At 60.7% G+C, this 21,137-nt stretch carries 17 protein-coding genes and 1 pseudogene; 7 read left to right on the top strand and 11 right to left on the bottom strand.

From position 1 onward, the window contains the following. Positions 1-4: 4 nt before the first annotated feature. The 3 genes from UB23_RS09155 to UB23_RS09165 all read right to left on the bottom strand — a co-directional run bounded on the left by UB23_RS09155 (position 5) and on the right by UB23_RS09165 (position 4,078). Positions 5-2,446 (bottom strand): TonB-dependent siderophore receptor, encoded by a 2,442-nt coding sequence (locus tag UB23_RS09155; protein ID WP_045059030.1) that lies wholly within the window; start codon positions 2,444-2,446, stop codon positions 5-7. Positions 2,447-2,600: 154 nt separating this feature from the next. Then, positions 2,601-3,575 carry a FecR domain-containing protein gene (locus tag UB23_RS09160; protein WP_045059031.1) on the bottom strand — a complete coding sequence of 325 codons (975 nt, stop codon included), beginning with the start codon at positions 3,573-3,575 and terminating at the stop codon, positions 2,601-2,603. Next, positions 3,572-4,078, bottom strand: a complete 507-nt coding sequence (locus UB23_RS09165) for a sigma-70 family RNA polymerase sigma factor (protein ID WP_045059032.1) — start codon at positions 4,076-4,078, stop codon at positions 3,572-3,574. Before UB23_RS09165 ends, UB23_RS09160 begins: the two co-directional genes overlap by 4 nt. Before the next feature lie 200 nt (positions 4,079-4,278). On the opposite strand from UB23_RS09165, the gene treS reads away from it, so the two are divergent. After that, a complete protein-coding gene (gene treS / locus UB23_RS09170) occupies positions 4,279-6,345 on the top strand; it encodes a maltose alpha-D-glucosyltransferase (protein ID WP_045059033.1) in 2,067 nt (688 codons plus the stop codon). A 113-nt stretch (positions 6,346-6,458) separates the two neighbouring features. On the opposite strand, the gene UB23_RS09175 is transcribed toward treS, so the two are convergent. Beyond that, entirely contained in the window at positions 6,459-7,247 is a 789-nt protein-coding gene (locus UB23_RS09175) for an AraC family transcriptional regulator (RefSeq protein ID WP_045059034.1), read from the bottom strand. Positions 7,248-7,332: 85 nt separating this feature from the next. On the opposite strand from UB23_RS09175, the gene UB23_RS09180 reads away from it, so the two are divergent. Together UB23_RS09180 and UB23_RS09185 are read left to right on the top strand one after the other, a co-directional pair. Further along, complete coding sequence (locus tag UB23_RS09180; RefSeq protein ID WP_045059035.1) at positions 7,333-8,331, top strand: bile acid:sodium symporter family protein; 999 nt, start codon at positions 7,333-7,335, stop codon at positions 8,329-8,331. Between the two features lie 596 nt (positions 8,332-8,927). After that, complete coding sequence (locus tag UB23_RS09185; RefSeq protein ID WP_045059036.1) at positions 8,928-10,028, top strand: polyamine ABC transporter substrate-binding protein; 1,101 nt, start codon at positions 8,928-8,930, stop codon at positions 10,026-10,028. Positions 10,029-10,092: 64 nt separating this feature from the next. Here the strand turns inward: UB23_RS09185 and UB23_RS09190 are convergent, their stop codons facing one another. After that, the gene (locus UB23_RS09190; protein WP_045059037.1) at positions 10,093-12,264 is read right to left on the bottom strand and encodes a hybrid sensor histidine kinase/response regulator; all 2,172 of its coding nucleotides are present in this window, start codon (positions 12,262-12,264) and stop codon (positions 10,093-10,095) included. A gap of 108 nt (positions 12,265-12,372) precedes the next feature. After that, the gene (locus UB23_RS09195) at positions 12,373-12,609 is read right to left on the bottom strand and encodes a hypothetical protein (protein ID WP_045059038.1); all 237 of its coding nucleotides are present in this window, start codon (positions 12,607-12,609) and stop codon (positions 12,373-12,375) included. A 188-nt stretch (positions 12,610-12,797) separates the two neighbouring features. On the opposite strand from UB23_RS09195, the gene UB23_RS09200 reads away from it, so the two are divergent. After that, the gene (locus UB23_RS09200) at positions 12,798-13,139 is read left to right on the top strand and encodes a hypothetical protein (protein ID WP_045059039.1); all 342 of its coding nucleotides are present in this window, start codon (positions 12,798-12,800) and stop codon (positions 13,137-13,139) included. An 87-nt stretch (positions 13,140-13,226) separates the two neighbouring features. Here the strand turns inward: UB23_RS09200 and uraH are convergent, their stop codons facing one another. Together uraH and UB23_RS09210 are read right to left on the bottom strand one after the other, a co-directional pair. After that, positions 13,227-13,637: a hydroxyisourate hydrolase gene (gene uraH / locus UB23_RS09205; protein ID WP_045059040.1), complete on the bottom strand. Its 411-nt coding sequence runs from the start codon at positions 13,635-13,637 to the stop codon at positions 13,227-13,229. A 10-nt stretch (positions 13,638-13,647) separates the two neighbouring features. After that, entirely contained in the window at positions 13,648-14,106 is a 459-nt protein-coding gene (locus tag UB23_RS09210) for a GlcG/HbpS family heme-binding protein (RefSeq protein WP_236695851.1), read from the bottom strand. Positions 14,107-14,294: 188 nt separating this feature from the next. Here UB23_RS09210 and UB23_RS09215 point away from each other — a divergent pair, with 188 nt between their 5' ends. Both UB23_RS09215 and UB23_RS09220 read left to right on the top strand, forming a co-directional pair. After that, positions 14,295-14,966: a heavy metal response regulator transcription factor gene (locus tag UB23_RS09215; RefSeq protein ID WP_045059042.1), complete on the top strand. Its 672-nt coding sequence runs from the start codon at positions 14,295-14,297 to the stop codon at positions 14,964-14,966. Further along, on the top strand, positions 14,963-16,333 hold the full coding sequence (locus UB23_RS09220; protein ID WP_045059043.1) for a heavy metal sensor histidine kinase: 1,371 nt from the start codon (positions 14,963-14,965) through the stop codon (positions 16,331-16,333). Before UB23_RS09215 ends, UB23_RS09220 begins: the two co-directional genes overlap by 4 nt. A 23-nt stretch (positions 16,334-16,356) precedes the next feature. On the opposite strand, the pseudogene proP reads toward UB23_RS09220, so the two are convergent. Beyond that, positions 16,357-17,559, bottom strand: a pseudogene (gene proP / locus UB23_RS09225) (glycine betaine/L-proline transporter ProP); the annotation flags it as partial. 101 nt (positions 17,560-17,660) lie between these two features. Here proP and UB23_RS09230 point away from each other — a divergent pair. Then, a complete protein-coding gene (locus tag UB23_RS09230; protein WP_045059044.1) occupies positions 17,661-17,888 on the top strand; it encodes a hypothetical protein in 228 nt (75 codons plus the stop codon). A gap of 397 nt (positions 17,889-18,285) precedes the next feature. Here the strand turns inward: UB23_RS09230 and UB23_RS09235 are convergent, their stop codons facing one another. Both UB23_RS09235 and UB23_RS09240 read right to left on the bottom strand, forming a co-directional pair. Next, on the bottom strand, positions 18,286-18,846 hold the full coding sequence (locus tag UB23_RS09235; protein ID WP_045059045.1) for a hypothetical protein: 561 nt from the start codon (positions 18,844-18,846) through the stop codon (positions 18,286-18,288). An 83-nt stretch (positions 18,847-18,929) separates the two neighbouring features. After that, entirely contained in the window at positions 18,930-21,056 is a 2,127-nt protein-coding gene (locus tag UB23_RS09240) for a TonB-dependent receptor family protein (RefSeq protein WP_045059046.1), read from the bottom strand. Positions 21,057-21,137 lie beyond the last annotated feature (81 nt).

The raw sequence follows: 21,137 nt of genomic DNA on the forward strand, positions 1-21,137 counted from the left end.
CGGCTTAAAAGATGGGAGTGTATTTGACGCTGAACATCAGGTTGCGTGGATCGCCATAGTTGTTATTGCCATTGAGCTGGTTATACCCCGCCGTGATGTAGCTTTTGTCGAACAGGTTGTTGGCGTTCATCGCCAGGCCGATCTCCGGAGTCAGCTGATAGCCGACGCGGGCATTCCACACGGTGTAGCCCGGCACCTCGTAAGTGTGTTCGTAGCCCAGGGTATGACTTTGCGTGGTGAAGCCCAAGCCGGTGCTGAGGCGGTTGAAGTCGCCACTGAACTGGTAGTCGCTCCATACCCGCAGCATGTGCTTGGGCGTCCAGGTACTGAAGGTCTTGCCTTCATTGTCCGGGTCGTCGAGGTACTTGGTGGTGTTGTAGGTGTAGCCGGCGAACAGTTGCAGGCCATTGAGCACTTCACCGCTGATCTCGGCATCGAGCCCCTGGCTGCGGACTTTCCCCGAAGCAGTGGAGCAATACCAGCCGTCACAGGCGAACCCCGAGGCCACATCGTTGACCGCGCGGTTTTCCTGGTCGTAGCGGAATAGCGCCAGGGAGGTGTTGACCCTGCCATCCATCAGTTCGCCCTTGAGACCGATTTCGTAGTTGCTGCCAATCACCGGCTTTAGCACCGAGCCGCTGGTGGTGCGAGCGGTCTGTGGCTCGAAGACATCGGTGTAACTGGCGTACACCGCCCATTCGCGGTTCAGGTCGTAGATGATACCGGCGTAAGGCGTGACTTCACCGTTCTCGCTCATGGTGCTTGGCGCATTGGTAGTGGCGACATTGGCGAAGGCTCGCTGGTCCGCCGATTTGTAGCTGTAATCGTACCAGCTGACCCGGGAGCCGAGCACCAGGGTCAGCGGCTCAATCGGCTTGACCCGCCAGCTGCCGTAGAGGCCTTTTTGCCGAATGTCGTATTCGCTTATGGTCGCACGACCGCCGGCGGTATTGAGCAGTCCGTCGTAGCTGATCTCGGGACGATGGTGGTCAATACCGAAGATTGAGTCGGTGCTGTCGTTGAAGGTGCGTGCGAATTTGTCGTCAGAATGCAACTTCGAGTAATTGCTGCCGATCATCACCTCCTGGGCCATCGCCAAGGCGTCGAAGCGTCCGGTGAGATTCATGTCCAGGCCAATTTTTGTCGCATCGAAGTCCGTGACGAAATCGGCATATTGCACGCCGCTGCCATCGGCATTGATGCTGTCATCAATCGATTGCAGCCGCTGGTTCTTGGCGTCGTTGTTCTCGGTCATGTGCACGGCGCCGACCTTGAACGCCCAGTCATCATTGAAGCTGTGTTCAAGATCCGCATAGACCGTATTGACGTCAATTTGCGAGTGGTTCCAGGTCGAGCCGCCGAACGTGGAACGCGGCACGTTAATCATCGTGCCATCGGCGTAGCGCGGCAGGCCTCGGATCATGGGTCTCGACTCGGCATCTGTGCGACTGAATGCCAGGCCAAGGGTGGTGTCCTCGCGCAGGTCAAAGTCCAGAGTGCCGTACAGCGAGTGGGTTTTGCTCCACTCGTAATCGATGAACGAATGGCTGTCGTCCTCGTCGGCAACCAGGCGTCCACGCACCGTCCCGCTCTCATTCAGCGGGCCACCGGCATCCAGTTGCAGACCGTAACGGTCCCAGGAGCCGGCCTTGCCGGTGAGGGTCACGGTCGGTGCGTTCTGTCCGCGTTTGCGTACCAGGTTGATCGCACCGCCAGGGCTGCCGGTGCCTTGCAGCAAGCCCGATGCGCCGCGCAGCACTTCCAGGCGATCGAAGAAGATCAGGTCCTGGGTCGCCCAGTTGCCCAGGGCGTAGGTGTTGCGGGGGATCGGCACGCCGTCGTACTGCCAGTCATCTATCTGGAAGCCGCGGGAAGTGAGGATCATGCCTTTACCCACGCCTTGCACACCGACCAGGCCGGTGGTCTGGTTGGCGGCGTCCTTGAGGTCGGTCAGGCCCTGGTCGTCCATCTGTTTGCGAGTCATCACGGTGACTGACTGCGGAATTTCCTTGAGGGTGTGGGTTCCCTTGCCGATGGTCACGGCCCGCGCGGCATAGGAGCCGGAGCCTTCAGTCGTGGCCTCGACGCTGTTCTCAACGATGGTGGTCGCCCCCAACTGCACTGCCGCGCTGCCATCGGCGCCAGGCTCGACGCTGAAGTTGCCTTGCCCGGTCACGCGCAATTGCAGGCCGCTGCCGGTCAGTGCCTGGTTCATCGCTTGTTCGGGGAGCATCCGGCCGACCACCGCAGGCGCCTGCTTGCCTTGTACCAGAGCGGGTTCAAGCGAGACGATGTGCCCGCTTTGGCTGGCAATCGCATTCAACGTGGCGGCCAAGGGGCCGGCCGGCAGGTTGAAGGTCAGGGGTTGCGCCTGGGCCAGGATGGGGCTGGCCAGGGTTGCCAGGGCAACAGCGACGGAAAGGGCGTGGGGCCACGGGTTGAACACAGCGTTCTCCTGATGATGTGAAAGTGTCAGGAGATAGGTGGGATGAGAAACGAAAACCGGACACGAATAAGAAGTATTTTCAAAAAAATTTTTCGCTTGGAGTTTTGCACCCCTCTTGCGGCGAGCGCCACAGGGTCACAGCTTCCAGTTCCATTCACGTGTTTCGTGCCCGGATCAACGTCAGCCACGGGCTGTAGCTGTCCACCTGGATCGGCAAGGTTTCTGCCAGCGCGGCGAGGGTCCGGGCCGGGTCGTCGAGGGGGAATACACCCTGGACCCGCAAGTGACGCACCTGCGGCGCAATCCGGATGAATCCGCGCTGGTACGGACGCAGGGCCTCAACCACTTGCTCGAGGGGTTCGTCGAGCACATTCAGGCGTCCGACCAGCCAGTCGGCGCGACCACGCTGGTCGCCGGCCGTTGGCGTGATGCGCCCAGTGGCCAGCAGGGCGGACTGGCCTTCCTGCAGATCCCGTGTGGTGCCGTCCGGCAGTCGCAGCTGCACCGAATGCTGCAGCACAACGACCCGGGTGGCGTCCTGTTCCTGGGCCACCAGGAAACGTGTGCCCAGGGCCTGCACCTGCCCTTGAGCGGTGCGCACACGCAATGGACGTTGCGGATCGGGTGCCACCTGAATCACCAATTCGCCGTGACGCAGAACCACCAGGCGTTGCTGGTCGTCGAAGCGCAGGTCCACCGCGCTGTTGGCGTTGAGGTTCAGGCGGCTGCCATCTGCGAGGTTGTACCCCTGACGCTGACCGCGCCCGGTGCTCAGGTCGGCCAGTAAGGAATCCCCCAGCGGACTGCGGGCGCAGAGCCACAGACCGCCGCCCAGCAGACCCAGCCCGGCAATGACCCGCAGAGCATCCCGTCGAGAGCCTTGGGGTTGCAGCAGGATCTGCCGCGCTTCACCGGCCTGGCCCGGCACTCGGCGATCCAGGGCGCGCACGGTGTTGAACGATGCCCCGAGTCGCTCCTGCAGATTCGTCCAGGCCTGCAGGTGCGCCGGGTCCATCGCCAACCAGGCATTGAAGCGCGTTTGCAATGCGGCATCCGGGGTGCCGGCGCGAAGCTTGACCATCCAGTCTATGGCTTGCTCGCTGACCGGGTCCAGGCGCAGCTTGCTCATGGCGTGATCTCGCTCAGGTAGCACTGACGCAGGGCCTGCTTCATGTAGCGGCTGACGGTGCGCTCCGATAATCCCAGTTTCTGCGCGATGGCCACGTAGCTCAGCCCGTCGAGCTGGCTATAAAGGAAAGTCGCCTTGACGATCGACGGCAAGCCATCGATGGCCTTGTCGATGGCGACCAATGCTTCAATCAGCAGCATCTGCTCTTCAGGGGAGGGCGCCAGTGCTTCCGGCAGCAATGACAGGCGTTCCAGATAGGCCAGTTCCAGTTTGCGCCGACGGTGGCGGTCAAAGATCAGCCGACGGGCGATGGTCGACAGGTAGGCGCGTGGTTGTTCGATGCTGTCCGGGTCGACCCGAGCCGCCAGCAGCTGGCAGAACGTATCGGCGGCAGTGTCCTCGGCATCCGCATGATTGCGCATTCGCTGCTGGATATGCTGCAGCAACCAGCGGTGATGGTCGCTGAAAAAGAAGCCAAGCTTGCGGGTCGAGGAGGGTTGCACCGGTCGGCTTTCCAGATGTGAGTGAGAATCGCTCTCAATATTACCTGCGAGATGATGGCCACTGCAATCACTCGATAGTGGCGTTGGTCGCGACGAAGATGCAACGAATGGCGCCCCAGGCCCTCATATGAAAACGAGCGGTGCTATTGGAGTGCAATGGCCGACTGCGATTTCGATTCTCGAACACAGGTGATTGTTATATGACGGCAGCGGAAAATAACCATGTGGCCTGGCTGGTTCAACAATCAATGCTGCACGCCGCCCGCCAGCGGGCCAAGCTCTACTCGGGGCAGGGCCGCCTGTGGCAACAGCCGTTTGCCCATACCCGCCCGCGAGATGCTTCGGCGTTGTCTTCAGTGTGGTTCACCGCGTATCCGGCATCCATCGTCACCCGCGAAGACGGCACTGTGCTTGAGGCACTGGGCGATGAAACCCTGTGGCATGCGCTGTCGAAAATCGGTATCCAGGGTATTCACAATGGGCCGCTGAAAATGTCCGGTGGTTTGCGCGGCACGGTCCAGACGCCAACCATCGACGGTAACTTCGACCGCATCAGTTTCGAGATCGACCCGCAACTGGGCACCGAGGCGCAGTTGCAGGCGCTGACCCGCATGGCCGCCGCGCATAACGCGGTGATCATCGACGATGTGATTCCTTCGCACACCGGCAAGGGCGCGGATTTTCGCCTGGCCGAGATGGCGTACGAGGATTACCCGGGTCTCTACCACATGGTCGAGATCCGCGAAGAAGACTGGCCCCTGCTACCGGAGATCGAGGAAGGTCGCGACGCGCACAACCTCAGCCCGCAGCAGGTTGATGTGTTGCGGGACAAGCATTACATCGTCGGCCAGTTGCAGCGGGTGATTTTCTTCGAGCCAGGGGTCAAGGAGACCGACTGGAGCGCCACACCGGTAGTCGTCGGCGTCGACGGCAAACCGCGCCGCTGGGTGTACCTGCATTACTTCAAGGAAGGCCAGCCGTCATTGAACTGGCTGGACCCGACCTTCGCTGCGCAGCAGATGATCATCGGCGACGCCCTGCACGCTATCGACGTGATGGGCGCAAAGATCCTGCGCCTGGACGCCAATGGCTTTCTCGGCGTGGAGCGCAAGCTCGATGGCACCGCCTGGTCGGAGAGTCACCCGCTGTCGATCACCGGCAACCAGCTGTTGGCCGGGGCGATCCGCAAGGCCGGCGGGTTCAGTTTCCAGGAGTTGAACCTGACCGTGGATGACATCGCCGCCATGTCCCACGGCGGCGCGGACCTGTCCTATGACTTCATCACCCGCCCGGCCTACCAGCATGCCTTGCTGATGGGGGATACCGAATTCCTGCGCCTGATGCTGCGTCAGATGCACTCCCTGGGCATCGACCCCGGCTCGCTTATCCACGCGTTGCAAAACCACGACGAGCTGACCCTGGAGCTGGTGCACTTCTGGACGCTGCACGCCCATGATACCTACCTGTATCAGGGCCAGACCTTCCCCGGCAATATCCTGCGCGAGCACATCCGCGAACAGATGTACGAACGCCTGGCCGGCGAACATGCCCCCTATAACCTTAAATTCGTCACCAACGGCGTGTCTTGCACTACGGCGAGCATCATCACGGCGGCATTGGGGATTCGTGATCTTGACGCTATCACTGCGGCAGATATCGCGCAGATCCGTCAGGTGCACCTGCTGCTGGTGATGTACAACGCGATGCAGCCAGGGGTGTTTGCCTTGTCTGGCTGGGATCTGGTGGGCGCCTTGCCATTGCCCGCGGAACAGGTCGAGCACTTGATGCTCGATGGCGATACCCGCTGGATCCATCGGGGGGCCTACGACCTGGTCGATCTGAACCCTGATGCGCCCCTGTCCGCGGGACAGATGCCGCGGCCGAAGACGCTTTATGGCAGCTTGCCGACGCAGCTAAACGACCCTGACTCCTTCGCGTCTCAGCTGCAGAAAATCCTCGCCGCGCGCCGCGCCTATGACATCGCCGCCAGCCGCCAGATCCTGGTGCCGGATGTGCAGCACCCTGGGCTGTTGGTCATGGTGCATGAGTTGCCCGCCGGCAAAGGCACGCAAATCACTGCGCTGAATTTCGGCTCGACGCCGATCACCGAAACCCTGCACCTGCCCAACATCGCGCCGGGCCCGGTGGTCGACATCATTAATGAACGAGTGGAAGGCGACCTCACGGCCGAGGGTGAATTCACCATCACCCTGGATGCCTATGAGGGCCTGGCGCTGCGGGTGGTCAGCACTTCGCCTATGAATTAACGCTGCACAAAAGTCTTCGTAGGAGCCGGCTTGCCGGCGATTCGATGGTGCATTTGATGCCGCCATCGCTGGCAAGCCAAGCTCCTGCAGGGGCAGCTTGCAGCCACCAGCATCTACCGAAAAAACTCCCCCGGCGTTTCGCCAAACTGCTGCCGAAACGCCGCAATGAATGCCGAGGTCGATTCGTAACCGCAGGCCAGCGCCACATCGGTCACTCGTTCTCCCTGTTCCAACGGGGTGAGCGCGCCCAGCAGGCGCAGACGCTGGCGCCAGGCGCGGAAGGTCAGGCCGGTATCGCGCAGGAAGAGGCGGCTCAGGGTCTTTTCCGTCACGCCGAATTTCTGGCTCCAGTGCGCCAGGGTTGTCTGCTGTTCCGGATGGGCCTGCAGGCTCTGGTAGATCTGCCGCAAACGCAGATCCTGAGGCAGCGGCAGCATCAAGTCGATCGTCGGCGCCTCGGCGAGCTGGTCCAGCAATACCTGAGTCAGCCGCCCATGGGCGCCGTGCTGCTCATACTCTATGGGGATTTTACTGAAAGCCCTGATCAACTCGCGCAGCAGATCACTGACCCCCAGCACATGGCAACGCGGCGGTGCCCATTGCGTCACGCTGCAATCCAGGTACAGGCTGCGCATTTCCGTGCGCGGCGAGCTGAACACCCGATGCGGCATACCAGCCGGTATCCATACCGCCCGTTCGGGTGGCGCTACGAAGCGGCCCACACTGGTCTGCACCTCCAGCACGCCCTGAATCGCGTACGACAACTGCACCCATGGGTGACTGTGGCGGCGGGTTAACGCGCGATTGGGCAGTGATTCGGTACGACCGTAGACCGGTCTGGGCAGGCTGGGAAGCCCAGGTACACTGCGCCTTACGCTTTTTTCATGTCCTTTAGGCGGCATCAGCTGACTCATCGGCGTTAGTCGGTAATCAGCAGGCACGTTAGAGTCGGTGCCACGTACTTGGCAACCCCCGGATGATGATCTGATGACTCGCCCTCGTTTCCTGCCCGACAATTTCACCCTGACCCTGGTTGGCGTGGTCGTTATCGCCAGCGTGCTGCCTGCCAGCGGTCAGGTCGCCGTGGGCTTCGGCTGGTTGACCAACATCGCCATTGCGCTGCTGTTTTTCCTGCACGGTGCCAAACTTTCCCGTGACTCGATCATTGCCGGCGCCGGTCACTGGCGCCTGCACCTCTTGGTATTTGGCCTGACCTTCGTGCTGTTCCCGCTGCTGGGGCTGGCGCTCAAACCGCTGTTGACGCCACTGATTGGCGACGAGCTGTACATGGGCATGCTGTACCTCTGTGCGTTACCCGCGACCGTACAATCGGCGATCGCCTTCACGTCCCTGGCCCGGGGCAATATCCCGGCGGCCATTTGCAGCGCGGCGGCGTCCAGCCTGTTCGGGATTTTCCTGACGCCGTTGCTGGTGACCTTGCTGCTGGACGTGCACGGCGACGGCGGGTCAACCCTCGATGCGATCATGAAGATCAGCGTGCAATTGCTGCTGCCGTTCATTGCCGGGCAGATCGCCCGACGCTGGATAGGGGCGTGGGTGGGACGCAACAAGAGCTGGCTCAAATTCGTCGACCAGGGCTCGATCCTGCTGGTGGTCTACGGTGCTTTCAGCGAGGCGGTGAACGAGGGCATCTGGCAGCTGATTCCGGTATGGGAGCTGGCGGGCCTGGTACTGGTGTGCTGCATCTTCCTGGCGCTGGTGCTGGCATCTGCCACGGTGCTGGGCAAGGTGTTCGGTTTCAACCAGGAAGACCGTATCACCATCCTGTTCTGTGGCTCGAAGAAGAGCCTGGCCACCGGGGTGCCGATGGCACAAGTGCTCTTCGCCGGCAGCACCATCGGCGTGCTGATCCTGCCGCTGATGCTGTTCCATCAAATTCAGCTGATGGTCTGTGCAGTGCTGGCGCAGCGTTATGCCAAGCGCCAGGAGAGCGTCGCCGAATTGATGGGGCAGGTGGACCCCTGATGTGGCAGTAGGATTCGCATTCAACGGCAGGCAATTTTGCAGGCAGGTTTTATCTTCACAAGGTTCTAGCGCCAGAGCGAATCAATCTAATCGAGCAGTTTGAAAATCGAGGGTTTTTGCTATCCTGAAGGTGTAGGTGAAGACGCAGACTGATGCGCAAGCGGATAGCGAGGAGACGCGGGGCAGCGTTCCGAAGGGTACACGGTTAGAAAGATCTCCGCGCTGAGATCCAGCCCTGATGCCGTGTGAAGCACTAGTGCAGTACATACAAAGCGCTTGTGTGGGAGTCCTGATAAACCTTGTAAGCCGGAGACCAGCACTGGCCACCTACTCGAAATCTGAAGCCCGCTTAGAGCGGGCTTTTTCGTATAGCCTATAAAACCCTTCGACGTCCATTTGCGGACAAGTATTTTGGCCATTTCGATCCCCTTTTGGCCAATCGCCCACTGTGAACCGACCCTGCTGTCAGCAAGAATCGGTGGCAGTCGCCACGACGATCAGATTCCTGCTGCTCCTTGCCTTTGGCTATTTTTCAAGCCTGCTGCCGTGTACAGAACATAAAAACCATCGTACTGACGTCACACTTGGGGAAATCAATGCAAACGATGAAACGCATTCTCGGTGCAGGCCTGTGCGGGCTGACACTGCTGGCCGCCGCAGTACACGCCGAACAGCGCGAACTGAGAGTTTATAACTGGGCAGACTACATCCTGCCATCGGTGCCCAAGGACTTCGCCAAGGACACTGGCATCAAGGTGACCTGGGACACCTTCGACACCAACGAGTCACTGGAAGCCAAGCTGTTGACCGGTAACTCCGGCTACGACCTGGTAGTGCCGTCGAACCAGTTCATCGAAACCCAGATCAAGGCTGGCGTGTTCCAGAAACTCGATAAATCCAAGTTGCCGAACTGGAGCCATCAGGACCCGGAACTGCTCAAGCTGCTGAACAAGAACGATCCCGGCAATCTCTACGGCGTGCCCTATATGTACGGCACCGTGCTGATTGGCTTCAACCCGGCCAAGGTCAAGGCGGCACTTGGCGAGAATGCCCCGGTGGACAGCTGGGACCTGGTGTTCAAGCCCGAGAACATGGAGAAGCTCAAGGCCTGTGGCGTGGCCATGCTCGACTCACCTTCGGAAATCCTGCCGCTGGCCCTGCATTACCTTGGCCTGGATCCCAACAGCCAGAATCCCGATGACTACGAAAAAGCCAAGGCGTTGATGATGAAAATCCGCCCGTATGTCACCTACTTCAACTCCGCCAAATACATGACCGACATTGCCAACGGTGACATCTGCGTCGCCATTGGTTACTCCGGCAGCTTTTATCAATTCGGCAACCGCGCCAAGGAAGCGGGTAATGGCGTAGTAGTTGACTGGCGCCTTCCCAAGGAAGGCGCGCCGATCTGGTTCGATACCTTCGCCATTCCCAAAAGTGCGAAGAACGTCGAGGAGGCCCACGAGTTCCTCAATACCCTGCTGGACCCTAAAGTCATCGCCCCGATCAGTGATTTCCTCGGGTACCCCAACGCCAACAAGGACTCGATCGCGCTGATCAACAAGGACATTACCGGCAACCCGAACCTGACCCCGACCAGCGAAGCCCTGAAAACCCTTTACGTCGTGCAACCGCTGCCACAGAAACTTGAGCGGGTGCGTACTCGGGTGTGGACCAGTATCAAGTCCGACAAATAACCGCTCGCTCCACACCGTCGGCAAAACGACGGTGTGTGCGCAGCTTCGCTGGCCAGAGCGACAGCTATGTGCTGCCCAGGCCTGAATCGAGCAGCTCGCGCACCCGATGGCTCAGATCATTGAGGCTGAACGGCTTGGGCAATACCTGGGTAGACGCATCCATCGAGACCAGGCGCGAACCTGCGGCAAAACCGGTAATGAACAGCACATTGAGCGACGGGTATCGCCCCCTGAATTCCGCAGCCAGGCTGACTCCGTTCATCACGCCGGGCAAGCCGATATCCGTCAGCAACAGGTCCAGATGGTGGAGTTTTTCCGCCTGCTTGATGGCAGACACGCTGTCCACGGCTTCGATCACGCGATAGCCCATCTCGCTCAGAAACTCCGATACCATCTGCCGAATGGCTTTTTCGTCGTCCACCAGCAGGATGACTTCGTTGTGGGCTGCGGGCAGCGTGGAATGCGCTTCACCGGCTTTTTTTCGGCTATGCCCCGGCTGCGAATGGTCTACCGGGAAGTACATGGTGACGGTCGTACCTACACCGAGGCTGCTGTGGACTTTGATCTGGCCTCCGGATTGCTGGGTGAAGCCATAGATCATCGACAGGCCCAGGCCTGTGCCTTCACCTATTTTCTTGGTGGTGAAGAAAGGGTCGAAGATGCGCGAGAGGATATCCGGGCTGATACCGGTGCCCGAGTCGGTGACCGAAATGCTGACATAGGTACCCTGGGGCATGTTCCTGTCAAAGGACGCTGGCGCATCAATAGTGCAGCGATCAACCATCAAGCTCAGAGTGCCGCCGTCGGGCATCGCATCCCGCGCATTGATGGCGAGGTTGAGCAGGGCATTTTCCAGCTGGTTGAGGTCGCAGCGGATGCGGTCGCTCGCTCTGAACGAGCACTCGACGACAATGCTGGGCCCCACCGAACGCCTGATCATTTCTTCCAGGCCCGCGACGACGGTGCGCGGTTCGAGCAGCTCGGGCTCCAGTGATTGTTGTCTGGAAAACGCCAGCAGCCGCTGAGTCAGGGCGGCCGCCCTGGAGGCGGAAGTCATGGCGACTGAGTTGTTGCGGGTGAGCTGATTGTGCTGCCCGGCGTCGATGCGTCGCTGCATCAACTCAAGGCTGCCAATGATCCCGGCCAACAAGTTGTTGAAGTCGTGGGCGATGCCGCCAGTCAGCTGGCCGACTGCTTCCATTTTCTGACTTTGCCGAAGTTTGGATTCTGCCATGGCCCGCTCTTGCTGTTCGGCCTCAAGCTGCGCGGTGCGCTGGGCGATTCGGTCTTCCAGCAAATCGTTCCAGTCGCGCAACGCTGACTCAAGTTGCACCCGGTCATCGACGTTCTCCAGGGTGCCATACCATTGCTCGCTGTGCCCGCCAGCGTCGAGGCTGCACAATGCGCGCACCCTGAACCAGGGTAGCTCGCCATCGTGCTTGCGCAATCGGACGTGCAGATCGAAGGGTTCCAGGGTCGCCAGCGAATGATCCCAGCCTTGCGCCAGGGATTGGCGATCGTCAGGGTGGGCGGCTTGGGTCCACTCGCGACCCAGCGTTTGCGCCGGGTTCAGCCCGGTGTATTCGTGCCAGCGCTGATCGATGGAAATCAGCGCGCCTTGACTGTCGGCGCTCCAGGGCCACAACGGATTGAGCTCTGCGGCGATCCGGTAGTGCTTCTCGCTTTCGCGCAGTTTTTCTTCGGTGGAGCGCATGACCTGCAAGGCGTTGAAGCGTTTGAGGACCGCCCCCAGCAGATTGCTGTAGACCCGCAGGAAATCAATATCACTGTCGGTAAATTCGCGAGGGCAGCGGCTGTCGACTTCGAAAATCCCGAAGGGACGCTGATCGGTGGCCCCGTGTACCAGCACGTTGACGAACGCTTGCACGCCATTCCTGGTCTGGAAGTCGTGGTAGCGGAAGCGAGTTTCGGTGGCGACATTCACCGAGATCACCGGTAGATCAGTGTCCAGGGAGTAACGCTCCGGGCTGCCTTCACAGGCTTGCACCTGGACCTTGCCCACGACATCCGGCGTCCAGCCAATCCCGTTGCGCACCAGGAACGTGATGCCGTCTTCGCGCAACAACATGAACTTGGCCAGATTGGTTTCCAGCGCCTCAACCACCAGGCGACAGGCCTCGTCGAGGATGTGCTCAAGATCATCCGACACCAGGGCCAGCTCGCCAAATTCGGCAAGCACCTTGCGCTGGCGCAGTAGTGTGTCCTCGATGTCCATGGGTTTACCCGATCTGATTTTAATATCCGAGGGGTAGGGCGGCGGGTAGGTTCAACCGGTTTGATCGAAGGCTCGGGGTTTGCTCCCACAGCAAGGCAGCGGCCGAATCTACAGCCAGGTATCTGCCAGACGCCGGTCCAGCTCCTCCAGATCCGCCATGCCCAATACACGCGTGGTGTTCAGGCCGCGCAGGTAGCCGCGTAGCTGATTGGCAGTGTCCCGGGCCAGCTCCGGGCTCGGCGCGGGGTCGCTCAATAGCACGCTTTCGTACTGCACCAGATATTCGGCCACCCGTTCACGGTACTGGGGCAAGACGGCGTCGCGGATAAAGTCAAAAGTTCTCAAGTAGAGACCCTCATCGATCTTGTTAGATGGCGTGCCTGCCGGGACGGCGGGCAACTATTGCTAGAAGTAATAGTGAACATCACCAAAGGCAAGTTCTACTTTGCTGACAATACCCGGAAAATCACCACCATCGAACAGGGCGATGCCGTTCAACTGCTGAATCGCCCAATTTTTTCAGGATGAGATGGATGCGTGCTCTTTTTGTTTTTGCCATGGCGTATGCCTCGTTGCTGCTGGCCGGTTGTGCCTCCGCGCCGAACGATCCGACCATGACCTTGCAGACCAGCAAGACTCCGGCCCAGTACGCTGACTGCGTCGTACCGAAGTTGCAGGGCAGTGCGTTGCATCCGACCGTTTCCCAGACACAGCGCAGCTACCGGATCGTGGTGCCGAGCAAAATCTCGGCGGACAACGTGCTGGAAGCCTACAAGGCCGGCCACGGCGGCAAAGTGTTCATCTATGAGCGGCACTTGCTGGCGTCGAATTTACTGCCTTCCAGTTTTGAACGTGCAGCACAGGACTGCATCTAAGGTTTACTACAGAGCTCCTTTGGTTGGCCGCAACCAACCAATTTTTTAACCCCGCACCTCATTCGGTTGCGGGGTTTTTTTTGCGCTTTAGTTACCCCGGTAGGTCGAAAACCCGTAAGGACTGAGCAGCAGCGGGATGTGGTAGTGAGGAACGGTGCCATCCACCTCGAAAATCACCGGTACTTCCGGGAAGAAACTGGCCACCTTGTGCGCCTTGAACCACTCGCCGGTCTTGAAGGTGACGCGGTAGGTGCCTTTCTCCAGGTTCTGGCCTTCCGGATACAAACCGGTAACCCGCCCCTGTTCGTTGGTCGCGGCGCTGTTGAGCATGTCCCAGTTCTTGCCGTCCTGTTTTTCCAGCGTGACGTTGACCCCAGGGGAAGGCAGGCCATCCTGCAAGTTGAGTACGTGGACGCTCAGCGGGTTGGCTGCCGCTGATGCCAGGGTCGACAGGGCGCTCAATACGACGCCGGCGAAGAGAGATTTCAATACAGTCATGGTGATTTCCTTAGTGTTTAACGGCAGGGAGGACTTGGTTGATGGCAGCCAGTGCACAGCCTTCATCGAATGCAGCGCCACCGGCGCCGGCCACTCCGATGGCGCCGATCACCTGGCCCTCGAACTGTAATGGCACGCCCCCACCCAGCAGTAACAATTCACCCAAGGTGTTGAGGTTTTCTGCATCCGGGGTGCTGCGAGCTCGCTCGGCGAGAAGGCGGGTCGAGGTCTTGGTCGATAGCGCGGTGTAGGCTTTGCGTTGAGCGGCCAGCGTGTTGTGCGGGCCGACGTTGTCGTCGCGCTGCACGGCGACCAGGTTGCCGCCACGGTCGACGACGACGGCAACGGCCGTGCGGCCATCGGCGTGGCAGGCGCCCAGCGTGGCATTGAGCAAGTCATTGGCCAGCGCCAGCGTCACGTCCATCCGCGGCACTGGCGCCTGGGCGGCGTGGACGAATACAGGGCTCATGGCGAGTGTGATCAGCAATGAAGTCGATAGGCCGGTACGCATGCTTGTTCCTTGATCAGGGCGGGTTGAGTCATTGGTCGCCATGATGCCCGGCCCGTCCGCTCAGGATGATTGCCCGATCATTACCAATATGTAATGTGAGAACCACGCGAAGCGGGCTAGCCTATGCTCCAGTTCTGGAGGAAAAAATGCGTATCCTGGTGGTTGAAGACGAAGCAAAGACGGCGGATTACCTGCGCAAGGCCCTGACTGAGTCGGGCTATGTGGTCGAGATCGCCCTGAACGGGCTGGACGGCCAGCACCTGGCTCAGGAGAGCGAGTTCGACCTGATCATCCTCGACGTCATGTTGCCCGGCCTGGATGGCTGGCAATTGCTGCAGATCATCCGGCGCAAATGGCAAACCCCGGTACTGTTCCTGACGGCCCGGGATTCCGTGGACGATCGGGTCAAAGGGCTGGAACTGGGCGCTGACGATTACCTGGTCAAACCTTTCTCCTATGCCGAATTGCTGGCCCGGGTGCGCACCCTGCTGCGCCGCGGCCCGCCGCGTGAGGTCGAACATTTCGTGGTCGGCGACCTGAGCCTGGATCTGCTGCGGCGCAAGGTCACCCGCGGCGGGGAGCGCCTGATCCTGACCAACAAGGAGTTCGCCCTGCTGCACTTGCTGCTCAGTCGGGAAGGGGAGGTATTGTCCCGTTCGCTGATCGCCTCGCAGATCTGGCAGATGAACTTCGACAGCGACACCAACGTGGTCGACGTCGCGATCCGTCGATTGCGGGCGAAGGTGGATGATCCTTACCCGCTCAAGTTGATCCACACCGTGCGCGGTATTGGCTACATGCTCGAGGTGCAATCCTGAACCTGTTCCCGCGCGCCCTCAGCCTGCGCCTGGCGGTGATGTTCGCGCTCGTCAGCGCGCTGTTGCTGGGCGCGATCGGCTTTTACCTGTATCAGTCCCTCGAGCGGGAGATTGCCTGGCGCGATGACCAGGCCTTGCTCGGTCGCCTCGAGCGCATGCAGGCGTTGATCAACGACAGCGACAGCGTCGAGCAATTGCGCAGTCGGCCCAAGCTCTACGAGAACATGCTGGGCAATCGCGACAACCTGCTGTGGATCCTCGATGAAAGCGGCCAGGTGCTGATCGAAATCAACCCGGCCCAGATGAACCTGCCAAGGTTGCCAGCCACGCCCCAGGCGCTCGTTGCTGACGCAGATGCGTCAGAACCCGTGCGCCTTGCCTGGAAGGATGTCACCCAGGGCGACCGCCGTCTCACCCTGATCGCCGGCAAGTTGCTTGGTGAGCGAGAGCAGATGCTGGCGGCCTATCGATTCAAGCTCTGGCTGGCCATGTCGGTCGGTGCGCTGCTGGCTTTTGTGCTGGGCTGGTGGGTCAGCCAGCGTGGTTTGCGACCGGTGCGCCTGTTGGCCAGGCGCGCTGCCGGGATCGATGTGCAGCACCTGCATTTGCGCCTCGATGAGTTCAGTGAACTCAGTGAGCTGCAGGCGCTGAGCCATGCACTCAACCAGATGCTCGCACGACTGGAAGACGGCTTTGCCCAGCTGTCGCGTTTTTCCGAAGACCTGGCCCATGAGATGCGCACGCCGCTGAGCAACCTGATGGGCCATACCCAGCAGACCCTGCGGCACAGTCGTTCGATCGAGGATTACCAAAACCTGCTGGTATCCAATCAGGAAGAATACGAGCGTCTGGCGCGAATGATCGACAGCATGCTGTTTCTCGCCCGCACCGAGCAGTCCGACGCGGCGGTGAAAGCCGTTCAAATCGACTTGCACGAGCTGATCGAGCAGCTCTGTGATTACTTTGAAGGCGTGGCGCAGGAGCGCGAGGTAGGGCTGATCAACCAGGCCCATGATCAGTTGCTGGCCGACCCCGGCCTGGTGCGCAGGGCTCTGGCCAACCTGCTGGCCAATGCCCTGCGCTACGCGACGCCTGGCACGGCGGTGACGATCAGCAGCACCCTGCTGCAGGACCGCCTGGAGATTACGGTGCACAACCAGGGCGCGCCGATCGCTGCGGAACATCTGCCGAGATTGTTCGAACGGTTCTATCGGTGCGACCCGTCACGCAATCAGCCGGATGATTCCGGCGGGTTGGGCCTTGCCATCGTCCGCTCGATCATGCACCTGCATGACGGTTGGGTGAGCGTGGACAGTGACGAAACCGGTACGCGTTTTCGCCTGGGTTTTCCGCTCGCCGAGACTTGAGCGAATCACCCGGGACAGATGGGTTAATCAATTAGCGGATGCTGCTGCACCAGCCGCTCGCGCTTGGCTTGCAGCTCGGCGATTTCGGCATCGAGGTCCTCGATCTTCTGCTCGATGTTGTCATGATGCTCCTGCAGCAGCTCCCGTGCTTCCTCCAGGTCGGACGCCGCTGGCGCCGCACCGCGCAATGGTTTGTTGGCCGTTTCTTTCATCGTCACGCCGGTGACCAGGCCGACCACGGCGATCACCATCAGGTAATACGCCGGCACGTACAGGTCTTGTGTGCTTTCCACCAGCCAGGCGACGATAGCCGGCGTCAGGCCCGCTATCAGCACCGAGACGTTGAAGGCGCTCGCCAGCGCGCTGTAGCGGATGTGCGTAGGAAACATCGCCGGGAGGGTGGACGCCATTACCCCGATGAAGAAGTTCAGCAGAACCGCCAGCATCAGCAACCCGGAAAAAATCAGGCCGAGCTTGCCGCTGTTGATCAGCATGAACGCCGGAATAGCGAGGAAGAACAAGCCAACGCTGCCGCAGATGATGAAAGGACGACGACCAATCTTGTCGCTGACCAGCCCGATCAGCGGCTGCACGAACAGCGTGCCGACCATGATCGCGATGATGATCAACACACCGTGATTTTCGCTGTAGTGCAGGTTGTGCGTGAGGTAGCTCGGCATGTAGGTGAGCAGCATGTAGTAAGTGACGTTGGTCGCCGCGACCACGCCGATGCAGGTCAACAGGCTGCGCCAGTGCTTGGTGGCGACTTCCTTGAAAGACACCTTCGGCCCACGTGCCAGGCCGTCGCGATCGTCCTGTTCCAGCTGCTCTACATGCTGCTGGAACGCCGGAGTCTCTTCCAGCGCATGACGCAGATAGAGGCCGATCATGCCCAGGGGCAGGGCGAGGAAGAACGGCAGACGCCAGCCCCAGGCTTCGAACTGTTCTTCACCTATGATGGTGGAGATCAGCACGACCACCCCGGCACCGAGGACAAAACCGGCGATCGAGCCGAAGTCCAGCCAGCTGCCGAGGAAACCACGCTTGCGGTCAGGGGCGTATTCGGCGACGAAGATCGAGGCGCCGGTGTATTCCCCTCCAACCGAGAAGCCCTGCGCCATTTTGGCCAGCAGCAGGAGGATCGGCGCCCAGATGCCAATCGAGGCATAGGACGGGATCAGCCCGATGGCGAAGGTGCTCAGCGACATGATGACAATGGTGGCGGCCGCTCCCGCAAGGATCGTTGCCAAGCTGAAATTGTGCGAATTAAAAACTGACCAGGAGGTCAGGATGATCAGCAGCTCTTCTTTCATTCCGAGGATCGATCATGCGCAATTTCACGGTGCAATACCTGTTCAACGGCGAGCTCCGCTCCCACCTGTTCGAGCTCAAGCAGGAGCAGTTACCAGTGCATGAGGCCGCTCTGCATCTGTTGGAGTTACATTTTGGTGACGCGGAAAACGGCCTGATCATGCCCCCAGCTGACGCATCGCCGGAGGAAATTGTGCAACAAGCTGAGGTGGTAGGGTTAACGCAGATTAAGGTGCTCGATTGAGTGCAATCGCATTCCCCTTGGGAATGCACGCAACACGCGCCAACGAGTACGCCACGCAGAGCCGTATTGCGTTAGCCGGCTACGACGCTTGCTCGCGGGCAAGTCGAATCGTCGCACCGCCGCTCCCACAGGTGTTGTTGGTGTGCGCAGCAATTGTGTTGGGCGGAGATCACTGTGGGAGCCGGGCTTGCCCGCGACGGCGTCTGCACATTCGACATTGATGCGGCAAGGGGAAGACAATTGCTCCAGCAGGGGATTTGCGGTGTGGGTCAGAACGTTGTCTGACAGAGATTGCCGAACTGTTGCATCGGGAAGGGTTAGGCAAGGCACTTGGCGAGGCTTACTCCGCAGAACGACAAGCCCGGGGCGAGGCCTCTAAAGGCAGGCCACAGCGCGCTTAGTTGGACAGTGAAACCGCCAGGTCCAGCGCAGTGAAGGGCACGTAAATCAGGGTGATGAACGAATACGTTTTACGTGACCGGGCCAGGAATGCGCAGACCGGCAGGACGATCATGATCACATCCAGGACTCCCCACAGTGCAAGCGGCGAGGCCTTGAAAAACCACACGTTAACGCATAGCCCGAGCAGCAGGTAGGTCGACAGCGACAGCAGGGCGTAGCGGCCATCCTGCTCGAAGTAGAGGCGCAGGCCGTTCTGTTCGTCTTCGCTGCGGCTGGGAAGCAGCAGCGCAGCGGCCACAAACAACGATAACGCCAGCAGGACCAGCACCAGGAATTCGGGGAACGAAAAGGTCGTCTTGACCGCCGGCAGGGAGTTCACCGCCCACCAGAAATCCAGCTGGGTGGCGAACAGCATGATCGCCCAGACCAGGGGCACCCAGTCAGGTTTGGCGACCCGGCGAATGCGGAAAACAGTCAATGCACCCAGGAGCAGGCGGGTAACGGACAACCCCAGGATCATGGAGAGTACCGTGGCCACGATGGCGAAATTGCTCATCACCCCTCCTGTTCAGATTGCCAATCTGCGCAACACCGCAAAATTGTCGCAAGCGTAGACCACAACTCAGCGACGTGCAGGCCTCAGCGAAGGCTCCAAGACACCCCGGCGTACACACCCAGGCCTTCACCCGGCGTCGACCGCGCGGCATCCAGGCCCTTGTCGTCATAGCCCGGCGTGACCGTGGCGGCGTAGTGCTTGTTAGTCAGGTTGCGCAGGTCCAGCCAGGTCTGCCAGTCGTCCTTGGGCGAGTTGTAGCCCACCGTCGCACCGAACAGCGCATAGGGATCGGCGTAATAGCTGTTGGCGTAATCGACTGCCACCTTGGATACCCACTGGGTGTTCAGCCCGGCAAAAAATCCCTGGGGCCAGTCATAACGCAGTTCGCCCTGGTAGTAGTGCATTGGCAGGCCCGGCAGGCGGTTGTCGCCGAAGCGATCGTCGTCGCGGTAATGGAAGTCGCTGAAGGTATAGCTCTGGCGCAGGCTCAGTTGGCCGCCGTCGTCTCGGGACCAGAGGTTGCTCTGCAGGCCGGCTTCCACACCCTGATGCACGGTGGGGCTGGCGTTGAGTTCGTATGGCGTGGTGGCGTTGGCGTCCGGCAGCACCGAGAGCAACTCGTTATGCACCTGGGCGTAGTACCAGGCCAGGCTCCATTGACCCAGGCGACTGTCGCCGCGCCCGCCGAGTTCCAGGGTGGTGGCGGTCTGGTTTTGCAGCTTGACCGGATCACGTTGAGTGCCCGTGGCGGCGCCGCTGCCTGCCGGGAAGCGCTGGTTGGCGCTGTAGATCAGCGACCAGGGATGCGGCCCTTCAACGGATCGGCTGAGGTTGCCAAACAGTTGCAGGTCCGGGTTCACCTGATAGCGCAGGCCCAGGCGCGGGGCGTAGTCCCAGTCATTGAGACTGGTCTTGCCGCCGCCGTCCGGGTAGGTCACGGCGCTTTCGCGCCGTGTGTAGATGGCGGCGAGGCCGGTGGTCAGCCACAGGTCGTCGGCGATCTGCAGATCGTTGCCTGCGTGCAATACCGTGTCCGAGCCCTGATAGGTGAAATTACGCATGGCGGTGCCCGGGGCGTACCCGGCGGTGTTGCCGGTGGGGATGCGCACCGATTCACTGGCGCCGGCGTTGGGCAGGTGCCTGGTCACTCGCAGGCCGACATTGCTCTGGCTTTCCAGGCCCCACAGGGTATCGCGACGCTTGTAGTCGAAGGTGCCGCTGACATCCGAATACGCTACCTTCAGGCGGTTGGGGCCTTCGCGCAGGTCCATCGGATAGTCGTGATAGGCCAGCCCGGTCTGGATGCTCGAATCGTCATCGATGAACCAGGTGGTCTTGTTGCCGATGAACGTGCTGCCCGGCTGATCGCGGCTGTCGTCCCGTGCGACATAGGCCGGGTTGGCGGCCCGTGCGTCGTGCTCGATGGAGTGCTTGGTCACGCGCCCGGCCAGATCGTTGTCGGTCTGGCGGTGGCGCAGATAGAAGCGCGTTTCCAGGTTCGGGTTGAAGCGATAACCGAAGTTGGCGATCAGCCCCTGGCTTTTGCTGGCGGCGTGATCCTGATACCCGTCGGCGCTCGCGTCGGTCACCGCCACGTAGTAATCGAATGCCCCCAGCACCTGCCCGGAACTGATCTGGCGCTGCTGATAGCCGTGACTGCCTACCGCATAGCGCACCTGCAACCGCGCCGCGTCGTAGCCCGTGTGGCTGATATAGTCGATGGCCCCACCCAGGGCCAGTGCACCGCGGTCAAACCCGTTGGCACCGCGCAACACTTCCACATGATCGAGCCAAAGCGGTTCCAGCAACTCATAGGGCGTGCCCCCCGGCCCCGTCAGCGGCAGGCCGTCGAGCATGGCGTACAGACCCGAGGCATGGGCGCCGGGCGCACGGTTGATTCCGGAGCCACGGATCGAAATCTTCACCCCTTCATTGCCCGCAGACTGCGCATAGACGCCCGGCTGATAGGCCAGCACATCCTGGTTGCTGGCAACTCGACCCTGCAGCGCACGGCGCATGTCGACCACGTTAGTGCCGCCAGGCACCTGGGAAAGCCGCTCGCTGGCTTCCTCGATGGACGAGTCTGCGGTGCCTTGTCCGTCAGCTTCGATCAGCACCTGCCCCAACTCCATGCCCTGTGCCGCAGCGATGGCCGGACAGACGAGAGCCAGGCCCAGCAGGGCTGCCGGGAAGGAATGGGGCGAGGGCATGGGGAACTCCGGGTGAATGGCGCGGGCAGTGAGAAGTGCGACGCAGGAAACACCGAAGGGAGCACATTACTGCCGAAAAAC

The sequence above is a fragment of the Pseudomonas sp. ES3-33 genome (genome assembly GCF_000952175.1).
Taxonomy (GTDB): Bacteria; Pseudomonadota; Gammaproteobacteria; order Pseudomonadales; family Pseudomonadaceae; genus Aquipseudomonas; species Aquipseudomonas gregormendelii.